Source organism: Pseudobutyrivibrio sp. UC1225, from assembly GCF_900115215.1.
GTDB lineage: Bacteria > Bacillota > Clostridia > Lachnospirales > Lachnospiraceae > Pseudobutyrivibrio.
Genome location: NZ_FOVQ01000002.1, coordinates 1 through 13,785, shown reverse-complemented (window position 1 = coordinate 13,785; position 13,785 = coordinate 1). Strand labels below are relative to the sequence as shown.

Annotated in this window: 11 protein-coding genes; 5 read left to right on the top strand and 6 right to left on the bottom strand. The window is 40.2% G+C overall.

The annotated features are described in order from the left end of the window. Positions 1-57: 57 nt before the first annotated feature. Together BMZ41_RS02995 and BMZ41_RS02990 are read right to left on the bottom strand one after the other, a co-directional pair. Positions 58-939 (bottom strand): exonuclease domain-containing protein, encoded by an 882-nt coding sequence (locus BMZ41_RS02995; RefSeq protein ID WP_176754542.1) that lies wholly within the window; start codon positions 937-939, stop codon positions 58-60. Between the two features lie 4 nt (positions 940-943). Further along, positions 944-2,794, bottom strand: a complete 1,851-nt coding sequence (locus BMZ41_RS02990; protein WP_090526830.1) for a GGDEF domain-containing protein — start codon at positions 2,792-2,794, stop codon at positions 944-946. Positions 2,795-3,315: 521 nt separating this feature from the next. Here BMZ41_RS02990 and pflB point away from each other — a divergent pair. From pflB to BMZ41_RS02975, 3 genes are all read left to right on the top strand, one after another. After that, positions 3,316-5,574: a formate C-acetyltransferase gene (pflB, locus tag BMZ41_RS02985; RefSeq protein ID WP_090526828.1), complete on the top strand. Its 2,259-nt coding sequence runs from the start codon at positions 3,316-3,318 to the stop codon at positions 5,572-5,574. Positions 5,575-5,782: 208 nt separating this feature from the next. After that, positions 5,783-6,517, top strand: a complete 735-nt coding sequence (gene pflA / locus BMZ41_RS02980) for a pyruvate formate-lyase-activating protein (RefSeq protein ID WP_090526826.1) — start codon at positions 5,783-5,785, stop codon at positions 6,515-6,517. A gap of 142 nt (positions 6,518-6,659) precedes the next feature. Next, positions 6,660-7,115 (top strand): DUF2798 domain-containing protein, encoded by a 456-nt coding sequence (locus BMZ41_RS02975; RefSeq protein ID WP_090169739.1) that lies wholly within the window; start codon positions 6,660-6,662, stop codon positions 7,113-7,115. 40 nt (positions 7,116-7,155) lie between these two features. On the opposite strand, the gene nagE is transcribed toward BMZ41_RS02975, so the two are convergent. Beyond that, complete coding sequence (gene nagE / locus BMZ41_RS02970) at positions 7,156-8,595, bottom strand: N-acetylglucosamine-specific PTS transporter subunit IIBC (RefSeq protein ID WP_176754541.1); 1,440 nt, start codon at positions 8,593-8,595, stop codon at positions 7,156-7,158. A gap of 165 nt (positions 8,596-8,760) precedes the next feature. On the opposite strand from nagE, the gene nagB reads away from it, so the two are divergent. Further along, positions 8,761-9,525, top strand: coding sequence for a glucosamine-6-phosphate deaminase (gene nagB / locus BMZ41_RS02965; protein ID WP_090526824.1), 765 nt, complete (start codon positions 8,761-8,763; stop codon positions 9,523-9,525). After that, positions 9,522-10,628: an N-acetylglucosamine-6-phosphate deacetylase gene (nagA, locus tag BMZ41_RS02960; protein WP_090526822.1), complete on the top strand. Its 1,107-nt coding sequence runs from the start codon at positions 9,522-9,524 to the stop codon at positions 10,626-10,628. The genes nagB and nagA overlap by 4 nt, the downstream gene beginning before the upstream one ends. Before the next feature lie 29 nt (positions 10,629-10,657). Here the strand turns inward: nagA and BMZ41_RS02955 are convergent, their stop codons facing one another. The 3 genes from BMZ41_RS02955 to BMZ41_RS02945 all read right to left on the bottom strand — a co-directional run. Further along, the gene (locus tag BMZ41_RS02955) at positions 10,658-11,635 is read right to left on the bottom strand and encodes a diaminopimelate dehydrogenase (RefSeq protein WP_090526821.1); all 978 of its coding nucleotides are present in this window, start codon (positions 11,633-11,635) and stop codon (positions 10,658-10,660) included. 115 nt (positions 11,636-11,750) lie between these two features. Next, a complete protein-coding gene (locus BMZ41_RS02950) occupies positions 11,751-13,343 on the bottom strand; it encodes an RsiV family protein (RefSeq protein WP_090526819.1) in 1,593 nt (530 codons plus the stop codon). Positions 13,344-13,567: 224 nt separating this feature from the next. Then, positions 13,568-13,785, bottom strand: a 218-nt coding sequence (locus tag BMZ41_RS02945) for a group II intron maturase-specific domain-containing protein (RefSeq protein ID WP_304442048.1), incomplete at its 5' end; no start/stop codon positions are given.

The window sequence follows — 13,785 nt, the reverse complement described above, 5'->3', positions numbered from 1 at the left end:
AAATGCAGGCGCGGATTTCTACATTTTAACCTCTAAACCGAAAAACGGTCGTAATCTTTATTCGTTCATCATCTCAGAGAAAGTACCCATATAGACATTTCCTTTACCAAGAATGAAACCAAGGTCATCCATGAATGCCTTTGTCTTAGGGTCATCTGCAAAGCCTCTGCCCTTAAGCTCCTCTAAGAACTGTAATCCAAGTGGTGAATCAATAATGTAATCTTCATCCACCTCTGGATCATCGAAGCTTCTGTTTTTAACGTATTCACCTCTGAACCTCTTATATTCAGCAGCCTCAACACCATCGTATTTCATCTCATCCTTCTCGATAATTCTGATACACTCAAGCATATCCTCTGCATCATTCAAGGCGTTGTGTGCTACGTGACCGCCAAGTCCGCAGATGGTCTTCATATCTGCCAGAGATAGATTTGCATCCAATCCGCCTGTGATATCAAGACTCACATCCTTTTGAATATTCTCAAAGGTGCTGATGAATTTTGCAACGCTTCTCTTAAGTGGCTTCTCCAGATTACGAGATTCAAAATCCCTCTGGAAATTATTCTTATCGCCACCCCAGACACAAATCTTACCAACCTGCCATTTCTTAACGAGATTAATAAGCTCTGTCATAACTTCTTCGTAGCTAGGTGCAAATTCAAGCTCTTCATTTGTAAGACCTGTAAGCTCCGTAATAAGAGGTGGGAGCTTGTGACCTCTTGTAAGCTGAACCGTAGAATAAAATCTGTCCAACTCCTCGTGCTCTGGATTAGTAATGACCACTCCCACAGAGATAACATCCTCTATCGAGGTCTTTTTAAATCTGGCACTTAAGTATTCAGCATCAAGAAACGCCTGATTCTTTCCCTTGAAGCCCATAGGTGCTGTCTGACTTGGCCCCTTTTTCTTTGTGGTTTGTTTTTCTGTGTTTGTGCTCACTAAATTACCGCCCTTCTTTGACCCTGCGTTTTGCGCTGTACATCTGTTCATCTGCATGGCCAATAACTTCTTCCAAATCTATTTCTTCATGGAAGACTGTTTCATATATTCCGAGGCTGGCAGAAATTGTATAATCCAACCTCTCGCTTTCATCATTTAATTCCTCTTCTATATCAGAAATAATCTCATCTGTATCACAATCACCAATAACGAAACTAAACATCTCATCACCGCCAAATCTAACGCTGATAGCGCTAGGTGGACAGGCTTCAGTAAGTGCCTTAGCAACGGTGGCAATAGCATGATCGCCCGCACTGTGACCACAGGTGTCGTTGATATTTTTTAGTCCATTCAAATCAGCCATGATAACAGTAAGTGGCTGACCATTATTTATTGGATCTTCTTTCAGTTCCTCGAAATGTCCCTTGAAAGCCATTCTATTATATAGGCCTGTAAGGGCATCATTCTGATACATTCTCCTAATCTTATCGCGGAGATACCTCTGATATTTCATTGAAACGTACCCGCCAATTCCCATGCCAATGCTATTGGTAATGGCTGGCATTTTCGCGTAGTCAATAATATCAAATCGAGGATAGGTATAGCAAATAAATCCTGGAGATTTTCCCATGTATTCAAGTGCATTAAAAACTAAAGGATATCCTTTTTCCAAAATACCATCTAAATGAGGAATGATTGTCTCTGGATTATAAAGCACAATCCTGTCCTCCTCAGAATATGAATCTAAGAAAACGCATTTCTTTCCACTGGCTTTTTCTTCCATGAAGAAATTGTTTTCCAAATCGAAGCAGGACTCCTCAATAACACAACAGGTGTGGGCTGTCATAGGATTCTTCAAATAATGAATGCACTCCTCTATCGACTGACCTCCCATTGTTCGGGATGCAATATTTTGCATAATATGGATATCATCCTGATGATGATAAAATCTATTGTTCAAACCATCCACCACTGACAACAAATCCAGCTTGCATCTAGGACATCCGCAGGATTCGTTTGCAATAAAGGATGGTTCAATCCACTTTTCAATATTTCTTTTGCCATCAAACAGCTGGCGAACCACGTCCATAATGGCTGCTGCAAGTTCCTTGCTGTTGCAGGCTGCAGTAGTGATTCCCGGAACTGACCAAAAAGCCTCCTCGATGCCATCAAAGCCAGTAACAATAATGTCCTGAGGAATCTTGAGACCTACCTCCTGAAAAACATCGCAGACATTTATTGCCATAATGTCATTGGCACATATTACAGCTTCTGGCAGATTTCCAGATCTGACTATGTCCTGCGCAGCGAGTCTGGCTGGCATAGACCAGAAATCACCATAGCTCAGCATGCTATCCTCAAAGGCAATTCCATTCTCTGCAATTACCTTTTTAAAGACTTCTATTCTGGCATTTGAAAACTCGCTTGTGCGTTTACCTGCCATAAAATGAGGTCTGGTAACATGATGTTCTTCTATAACATGACGCACTACCGCCTCAAAGCCCTTCTCATAATCATAGTTAACAAAGGACACTCCATCATAATGTCCATCAATGACTACAGATGGAACCTCATGGATTTCTGCCTTTGCAAGGATGTCCTGAACCAGCTCACGGCATTTTATCTTTTCATCCATGATGACAACAGCATCCGCCTTATCATAAGGAATCAAATCAAAAACAGCCGTCTCTGCCTGATTGTCACCGCTGTTTCCTATTTCAGAATTCAATGCATAAACAAACAGACAACAATCCTTTTCATTAAGTAGTCTGTTGAGTTCTGCAATAAAACTGAATACCTGTGCATCGTAGACACGATAAGCGCATAGAACCACTAATTTCTTGCCGTTAATCATAGTATTTCTCCCAATACAAAATTCACCCCATACGACTGCATCTATTGTACTCTATTTTTATGAATTTTTCGTTATTTATTTTTAAAAAAGTTACTATTCACAGTTATAAAATATTAAAAATATATTCTGTCCAAATTCATTTGGTAAAGAATAATTTTTAATATTTTATAAACTGGAATCAGTGGCTCTACCATATGAATAATGTTAAGTGCTTTAGCACTGAGAAAGAAGTCTGAAAGACTTCCATTATGAATATGGGTAGAGCTACTGTGAATAGTAACTTAATTATCAATAAGTTTCCATCTCTGGGGTCAAAAAATTTCTTTATTTTTGGTTAATTGAACAAAAATTATATCTGCAATGTATTAATTGAGGTACATTGTTATTTTTTTATCAGACATATGTTATAGTATTTCTCAGCTAGCGTGTTAGACGCATCTAACTGTCCAATGATATGCGTAGACACAACCCCAACTAGCGTGAAGCATTTAATGTTTTTGTAGTAGAAAGGAAGAATAATCATGGCAAATCACGATTTCTCACAGTGGGATGGATTCGTAGGTCGCGTTTGGAAAGACAACGTTGATGTACGTGATTTCATCCAGAACAACTACACTCCATATGATGGAGATGAATCTTTCTTAGCAGACCCAACAGAGGCTACTAACACTCTCTGGGGAAAGCTTCAGGAACTTCAGGCAGCTGAACGTGCAAAGGGTGGCGTTCTCGACATGGATACAGATATTGTATCTTCACTTACTTCTCATGGCGCAGGTTACATTTCAGAGGAGACAAAGGAGCTCGAGCAGATTGTTGGTCTTCAGACAGACAAGCCTCTTAAGAGAGCTTTCATGCCATTTGGTGGTATCACTATGGCTGAGCAGTCTTGCAGAATGTATGGTTATGAGCCAAGCGAGAAGCTTCACGAAATTTTTACTAAATATCACAAGACACATAATCAGGGGGTATTCGACATCTACACACCAGAGATGAAGAAAGCCCGTCACAATAAAATTCTTACAGGTCTACCTGATACATACGGACGTGGTCGTATCGTAGGCGATTACAGACGTGTTGCTCTTTATGGTATTGATTACCTTATCGAGAAGAAGAAGGCTGATTTCGATGCAACTGCTCGTCAGGGTATGCGTCGTTACGATTTCCAGCTTCGTGAGGAAATCACAGATCAGATTAATGCTCTTAAGGGCATGAAGGAAATGGCTGCTATTTATGGCATCGATATTTCTAAGCCAGCTGGCACAGCTAAGGAAGCTGTTCAGTGGTTATACTTCGGTTACCTTGCAGCAATCAAGACACAGAACGGCGCTGCTATGTCAGTAGGTCGTGTTTCTACTTTCCTTGATATCTACTTCTCACGTGACCTTGCAAAGGGAATCATCACTGAGTCAGAGGCTCAGGAAATCATCGACCACTTCACAATGAAGTGCCGTATGGTTAAGTTTGCTCGTATCGAGTCTTACAACCAGCTCTTCTCAGGTGACCCAGTTTGGGCTACTCTCGAGGTTGGTGGTATCGGTCTTGATGGACGTCATCAGGTTACAAAGACTTGCTACAGATTCCTTCACACACTTGAAAACATGGGACCTTCACCAGAGCCAAACCTTACTGTTATGTATTCAAGCCGTCTTCCTGAGTCCTTCAAGAAGTACGCTTCAAAGATTTCTGTTACTACATCTTCAATCCAGTACGAGAATGATGATGTAATGCGTGTTACATGGGGCGATGATTACTCAATCTGCTGCTGCGTATCTGCAACAGAGACAGGTAAGGAGCTTCAGTTCTTCGGTGCTCGTGCAAACCTTGCTAAGTGTCTTCTCTACGCTATCAACGGTGGTGTTGATGAGAAGTCTGGCGACCAGGTAGGTCCAGAGTACAAGGCTATCACTTCAGAGTACCTTGATTATGATGATGTTATGCAGAAGTTCGACCAGATGATGGATTGGCTTGCACACCTCTATGTAGGTACACTTAACATGATTCACTACATGCACGACAAGTACTACTATGAGGCTTGCCAGATGGCCCTCATCGATACACATGTACGTCGTTCATTTGCTACAGGTATCGCTGGATTCTCACACTGTGTAGACTCACTTTCAGCTATCAAGTATGCAAAGGTTAAGGCTGTTCGTGATGAGAACGGCGTTACAAAGGACTTTGAGATAGAGGGAGATTTCCCACGTTACGGTAACGATGATGACAGAGCAGACGAAATCGCTATCTGGCTTCTTCGTACATTCATGGGCAAGCTTCGTCACATCCATACATACAGAGATTCAGAGCCTACAACATCAATACTTACAATTACTTCAAACGTAGTTTATGGTAAGGCTACAGGTGCTCTTCCAGATGGACGTCCAGCTGGCGAGCCACTTTCACCAGGTGCTAACCCATCTTACGGTGCTGAGGTTAACGGACTTATCGCTTCCCTCAACTCTGTTGCTAAGCTTCCATACGAAGAGGCACTTGATGGAATTTCTAATACACAGACAATCAACCCAGGTGCCCTTGGTCACACTGAGGAAGAGCGTGTAAACAACCTTGTAAATGTACTTGACGGTTACTTCGATCAGGGTGCACATCACCTTAACGTCAACGTATTTGGCAAGGAGAAGCTCATCGATGCTATGGAGCATCCAGAGAAGCCAGAGTATGCTAACTTCACTATCCGTGTATCTGGATATGCCGTTAAGTTCATCGACTTAACAAAGGAGCAGCAGCTCGACGTAATCTCTCGTACTTGCCACGAGGCACTTTAAAACCTACGCCTTTCGCATAATATATGTCAGCACTATAGACACGCTTTCGCTCTTATTCGCTCGTTACGTTACATAAGGTGCTGCTAAAGCACCACCTAAGTAACGACGGCTCATCAAGGTCTTATAGTTGCTAACATATATTATTGCTTAAGGCTTACTTTTTCTAAATATCTTAGTAGCAAGTACTAAAAATACTGGAGGTACTGAATTGAGCAACGTTATTGGATACGTTAATAAATTGGAATCATTTGGCGCAGTGGATGGTCCTGGGGTACGATACCTGATTTTCTTGAATGGATGTAGGATGAGATGTGCTTTTTGTCATAATCCTGAGACATGGGCTGAGGGTCAGGGGCAGGAATTCACTGCAGATGAGCTATTGAAAAAGGCTTTGCGTTTTAAGCCTTATTGGAAGAATGACGGCGGTATTACTGTAAGTGGTGGCGAGCCTCTTCTCCAGATAGATTTTATGCTTGATTTATTTCGCAAGGCTAAAGCTCAGGGAATCAATACATGTATCGATACAGCTGGCCAGCCTTTCACTCATGATGAACCTTTTTATTCTAAGTGGAAGGAGCTTATGAGCCTTACTGATACAGTTTTACTAGATATTAAAAATATTGACCCTGTAGCTCACAAGGAGCTTACAGGTGTTGATAATGCCAACATCCTTCAGATGGCTCAGGAGATTTCAGAGATGAACATTCCTATCTGGATAAGACATGTGCTTGTGCCAGGTGGTAGCGATAACGATGACTACTTACGTCGCACCAGAGAGTTTATTGATACTCTGAAGACTGTAGAAAAGGTCGAAGTACTTCCATATCACACCTTAGGTGTCCCTAAATATCAGGAGCTTGGAATTCCTTATCGATTAGACGGTATTGAATCTCCAAGTGCTGAGCGTATTGCAAATGCTAAAGAGATTTTAGGCGCAAAATAATTTTTGGGGTTACAAAAATATATTTTCTGTGATACAATCTCTCAGCAATACAAAATGGTTTTATTGGAAACGACACATCCTCCGGATGATAACGAACAACACATTTTTATTATGTTATTCATTATCAGAAGGAGGATTTTTTATGCCTAAAAACAAATTTCAGGATGTAGTATTTACAATTATTATGGCCACAGTTATGGTCTATGGAATGGTAGTTTACAATGTAGCCCTTGCAACAGGTGGTGTTACAAACGCTACTTTCGTTATGGCTCTTAGAGAACTTCCAATTATGGTGCCTATCGCATTTGTATTAGAGTTTTTCATCGTTGGAAAGATTGCAAAAGGACTTGCTTTTTCAGTTATTGATCCAGCTAAGGACAATCCACATTTCATCACTTATGCTATTTCAATCTGCATCTGCTGTATTATGTGCCCTACAATGAGCCTCATCGCTATGTTCCTTTTCAAGGATACACACTCTTTTGGAACATGGATTCAGACATGGGCAATGAACTTCCCAATGGCTCTTTTATATCAGCTCTTCTACTGTGGACCATTTGTAAGATTAATTTTTAGAACTATATTTAGAGATAAATAAAAGACGAGGATTCGCATTTGCGAATCCTCATTTTTATAAACTACATTAATTTTTTAATTTCATCAAATACAAACTGTACCTTTGGTCCTACAACAACCTGCACTGTATTCTTGGATGGTCGTACGATGCCAGGTACACCTGAACTCTTAATCTTCTTCTCATCTACCTGAGTGTAGTCAGCGATTTCAACACGTACTCGTGTAGCGCAATAATCAAGTTCTTTGATATTTTCTTTGCCACCTAATCCCTCAAGGATTGTAGCTGCCATTGCTGCAAAATTTGAATCTCCGATTTCAATATTTACTTCATCTTCTTCATCGTCCTCACGACCTGGTGTCTTTAGATCAAACTTCGTAATTACGAATCTAAATATTACATAGTAAACAACTGCAAATGCTGCACCAATTGGGAACAACAGCCATGGATTTAATGCCATAGGAGCCTTGAAGCTCAAAAGCCAATCTACAAACCCTGCAGAGAAGTTGAAGCCAACTCTAAATGGAAGAGCTGCACATACTGCTGCAGAAATACCAGCTAAGATTGCATGTACCAGGTAGAGACCAGGTGCCATGAACATGAATGAGAATTCAATTGGCTCTGTAATTCCTGTGAAGATTGAAGAGATTGCTCCAGCCATCATAAGGGAATAAACTACCTTCTTCTTAGAATCCTTTGCTGTGTGATACATAGCAAGGGCTCCTGCTGGAAGACCAAACATCATTACAGGGAAGAATCCTGTCATATACTGACCAGTAACACCCTTAACTGCTCCATCAGCACCTGACCAGAATAAGCCAAGATCGTTGATGTTTGCTGTATCAAACCAGAATACAGCATTTAAAGCATGATGTAATCCAAGTGGAAGTAATGCTCTGTTGAGCATTACATAGATACCTGCACCTATTGGTCCAAGACCAAGAATAGATGTACCAAAGGCAACAAGAGCGCCATAAATAATTGGCCATACAAAGTAAAGTACAAAGGATGCCACTATAGATGCCAAAGCCGTAACAATAGCAACACATCGTTTACCGCTAAAGAACGCCAGCCAATCCGGCAGCTGGGTATTCCTAAAACGGTTGTAACAGGTTGAACCAATAAGACCTGAAAGAATACCGATGAACGCATTACTGATTTTTCCGAAAGCTGCTGGAACTTCAGATGGATCAACCTTTGTGTACATAGCAACAGCGCTTGTTCCAAGAAGTGTGGTAATCATCAGGAAGGAAACAAGACCTGATAATGCGCTGGTTCCATCATGATCTGTCGCCATACCGATAGATACACCAACAGCAAATAGAATAGGAATCTGATCGATAATAGCTGATGCAGCCTTAATTAAGAATGCTGCGATAACACTATTTGCGCCCCAGCCCGTTGGATCAATCCAGTAACCAATTCCATAAAGAATACCTGCAGCCGGCAGGACAGCTACTGGAAGCATCAAGGATTTACCAATTTTTTGTAAATACTTCATCATAATACTCAATCTCCCTTCGTTAAATGATATGCCAATTATATCATTTCATCTTTATTATTAGAATATTCTCTCAATTTAATTTATATGTATTTTTTGACATACACTTTATTACGATAGATTTATTCACAACTTGCTCCTATAATATAAGATATAGGAGGTGTAAATATGCGTATTTACAAAGCAAAAGATTACAATGAACTTAGTCGAAAAGCTGCCAACATTATTTCAGCACAAATAATAATGAAGCCTGACGCAGTTATTGGTCTTGCAACAGGCGAATCTCCTATTGGCACTTATAAGCAGCTTATTGACTGGTACAAAAAAGGGGATTTGGATTTTTCGGAAATACGAAGTGTAAATCTGGATGAATATAAAGGCCTTTCTGCCGACGATCCTCAAAGCTATGCCTATTATATGCATACAAATCTCTTTGACTATGTAAACATACCTCCTGAGAATATTAATATTCCAAATGGACTGGAATTTGATGCGGCAATAGAATGTGCAAGATATGACACTGTTCTTCAACAACTTGGCGGAATCGACTTGCAGCTTCTAGGCATTGGTGGAAATGGTCATATAGGTTTTAATGAGCCTGGCAACAACTTTGATAAGAGTACTCACTGTGTAGCTCTTACCGAAAATACGATACAGGCCAATTCCAGATTTTTTGATTCCATAGACGAAGTCCCAAAATTCGCATATACGATGGGAATCAAAAATATAATGCAGGCAAAGAGTATCCTATTAATTGCCTCTGGAGAGGCCAAGTCTCAGGCTATGTATGATTCCTTCTACGGTCCTATCACTCCATCCTGCCCAGGTTCTATTCTTCAGCTTCACAATAATGTAACCGTGGTTGCAGATGAAGCTGCCCTTGCCTTAATATTGAAGAAACACAAGATTACCTCTGGAGGTCATATCCTATGATTATAAAAAACGGAAATGTATTTTGCTCGGATGGGAGCTTTCATATAAAAGATTTGCTTATAGCTGATGGACGAATTACTGACGATATTAACGTAGCTGGTTCAGATGGCAAAGTAATTGATGCAAATCGTAAATACGTTATTCCTGGACTTGTTGATATTCACTCTCACGGTGCTGTGGGCCATGATTTCTGCGATGCAGACTCTGAGGGTATTCGTGAGATTTTAAAATATGAAAAGTCATGCGGAATTACCAGCTACTGCCCTACATCCATGACACTAGCCAAGGATATGTTGATAGATATTTTTAAAACTGCTACTGAGATTTCACCAAGCCCTGAGTTGGCTAATATAGTAGGAATAAATATGGAGGGGCCTTTTATATCTGAAAAGAAAAAGGCTGCTCAAAATGGAAAGTATATTTTTAGACCTGACGCCTCATTTTTCAATGAATGCCAGGCTGCCTCAGACAACCTTATAAAGCTTGTCACTCTTGCTCCTGAAGAGGACGGTGCAATTGATTTTATTAATAAATGTAAAGGCAGTGTAAACATCTCGCTTGGCCATACAGCCGCCACCTATGAGCAGGCTTGTTCGGCATTTACTGCTGGTGCAAATCACGTCACCCACCTTTGTAATGGAATGACAGAATTCACCCACAGGGAACCTGGTGTTTTTGGTGCTGCTATCGAAAATACTGATGTCTTTGTTGAATTGATTTGCGATGGAATTCACAACCATCCTACTATGATACGCACTATCTTCAAGCTCTTTGGTGCGGACCGAGTAGCTCTTATTAGTGACTCCATGGAAGCCACCGGAATGCCTGATGGCGACTACGAGCTTGGCAAACAGCACGTAATAAAAAAAGGATTCCATGCCACCCTCGAAGATGGCACTCTGGCTGGCTCAGCAACCAATCTTTTTGATTGCATGAGAAAAGCCATTGAGTTTGGAATCCCTGTTTATGATGCAATTAAATCTGCCACATCAACTCCTGCCAAAAGCATCGGTCTTTATCCTGAAATCGGAAGCCTTGAGCCTGGTGCCAGAGCTGATGTTTTGATTTTAAATGATGAATTTAAGCTTGAGAAGATAGTCTAATATCTATTACACCTACTATCCCCTCGTATTTATAAGAAATGAGCTCTGAGCTCTTCTGGGCTGATTGGTGATAAATATGCTGGTGCAATATCAAATACTGTTTTGGCACCAGTAACACCTTCAGAATTGAGACGAACAACGGCTCTTGCATAAGCAGTAAGTGTAGCACCTGTAAATTCTGGATTTGAATCCAAATCTAATCGATACTCGATAACATGCTTATTGCCATCAAAACCTGTCTCACCTGTGTAGATTACGCTTCCTCCATGTGGAAGTCCACTATGGTTTTCCTTAAGTTCTTCAGCAGAAATAAAGTTTACTGTTGTATCGTAATCTGAGAAATAGTTAGGCATTTCCTTGATTTCTTTTTCTATGCGAGCCTTGTCAGCGCCCTCTTCAACAACTACGAAGCACTCTCTCGTATGCTTTTCTCTGGTAGTAAGTTCTGGGTTTTCTCCGCTTCTAACTCTCTCTAACGCAGCTGGTACTGGAACTGTGTACTGTCTGGCATCAACAACACCTTCAATGCGACGGATAGCATCTGAGTGTCCCTGGCTAACGCCCTTGCCCCAGAATGTATAAGCATGTCCCTTTGGAAGAATTGAGGCTGCATATAAGCGATTTAACGAGAACATTCCTGGATCCCATCCACAAGAGATAAGTCCAATCTTTCCAGCTTCCTTTGAAGCTGCATCAACATTTGCAAAATGTTCTGGAATTCTTGCGTGTGTATCGAAAGAATCGATTACATTGTAAAGCTTCGCGTACTTTGGTGTCATCTCTGGAAGGTCTGTAGCACTACCGCCACAAATAACTAAAACATCAATATCCTCTTTTCCTGTATCCAAATCATCTGTACTCTTAACTGGCGCGTTTGATTTTACTGTAACTGTCTTTGGGTCTCTTCTTGTATAAATGGCAACAAGCTCCATATCTTCGCTTAATGAAACTGCTGCTTCTACTCCACGTCCAAGGTTTCCGTAACCTAATATTCCAACTTTAATCATCTTAATCCTCCATGATTTGTTTATAGCTATAACCCATTATAGCAACTAATAGCAGAAATAAAAGAACATATTAAAAAAGCCTTATAGCAGTCATTTCTGCTACAAGGCTGTTTTTCTATCCTGCATACCAAAGCATTTCAAACAAATCGTATGCATTTACACCATTGATTTCTATATCATCAATAAATCCCTCTCCGTTTGAATCCTCTAGATGGAAACGAATGATGCGGCCATCCTCTATAGTGCAGTCCACCTCATCATCTCCATTTGTACGGATAATACTGTAATGTGTGCCAGCTGGAAGTGTTACTTCCTCGCCGGTTTCTTCTCCTGCTTCATCTACAACTGGGACAGTAAGCTCCGTCTTAGATACTAAATCCTGCTGATGAGTACGGCTTGTTTTGTAATACTTATCCACTGATGTAAATGTTCCATTGCTCTCAAAAGAATAGTTTCTGGTTCCACCAAATGTAGCAAGTAAATCAAAACGACTAACAAATGCAACCTTCTCTGGATCAATTGGAACAATTTGGCCGTAATCATCTCCCTCACAAACCATACCATGAGAAAAATTGTCATTAGATAATAACTTAATCTGACCATCTAATGAATATACATAGCTACAACTATAATCATTATCACCTGTGGTCATAAGCATAAGACTTTCTGTGCCATCTGGCATATGAATAATATATGCTTCAACATCCCATACATATAAATCATCTGTAGTGAATGTCTGTCCATCCTTACTAATATTCAATGACTGAATCCAGAACAAATCCAGATTATTTGGATCGTAATTAGGTGAAATTGATATACCCTCATCCAGAGAATCTACTATATCAATATGAGTAGTATCAGGATAATAGAGTGGAATCTGTGAGATATAGCCTTCATTTGAATTAATCGCAAAATCCTGTGTAAGGAATGAGCTATCGTATGGCAAATTAGCAGTAATTACTCCTGCTGAATATGAGGCAAATTCATTTAAATAGAAAGTAATTCCATTATAATCAAAGGCCCACTCGTAATTATCTAAACTTAAATCTGCCAGATTACCCTCTAAGTCATTAAAGGTATCCTCACCATATTTTTCAGTGAGAGCCTGGGCTAACTTACTTTGAAATGCTTCCTTATCAGTCACAATATCTGCAAGTAAGATTTCTTTTCCTGACTGCACATCAAAGTTATAGCTTTCATATCGGGTAGCTCCATGAGCACCTGCTGCATACTCAGTATCCTGATCCACAAAGCTTATTACTTTTTCATCAGCTCTTCTAAGGAAAAGATCTGACTCTAAAACGAAGGTACTTACCTCACCGCTTTCACGTAGCTGTTTGCTGGAATCCAAATATTCAGCGTGAGTCTCGTCATATTTCTTTTTACGAGCGTTCATGCTATCCTCAATAGCTGTGTTCAGGGCAGGATATGCTTCCCTTGTTTCTGGTGATAATTTGTACATATCATAGTGGCCTGTTACGTATGCATCTGAATATACACCATCCTCATATGCCTCTTCAAAAATATATTCTTTACCACTATATATTTCTGGACGATAATTAGAATTCTCCTGAGTCGCTACTTCTGTAGTTTGGCTATCCTCTTTTGTAGAATTATCTTCTACTGCTGGACTCTCCACTGAGCCCTTACATCCTGTAGCCACAAGGGCCACACACAATAATGATAAAAATAATTTCGTTCTTTTCATAAAAAAACTCCTTCCAAATATATATATTACTCAATTTGGAAGGAGAGTGCATTAAATTTATAGACAATCCATTTTTTATACTGTACTATGTTTACCAAAATAATCGAGTAGGAGGGAGATTTAATTAATCTCCCGACCTCTCAGTCGAGTAAGTAGGAGGATTTTCACCTCAAACTTCTCACAGAACCGTACGTGAAGGTCTCCCTTCATACGGCTCTTATCATCTAACAATACGAATACATTTTGCTCCAGTGTGCAAACAATCTCGGCTCTCGTTTTCTTACAGACGTGAGCCATTTTTCTGCCCGTCTTCTATGACCACGAAGGTTCTTATATTTACACATTGCCCATTTTACTAGCCTACGTTCTATACATTGAAGTGTATATTTCATGGCTGATGGATTGAATTTCCCAAAATAATTAATCCAGCCTCTTAGCATAG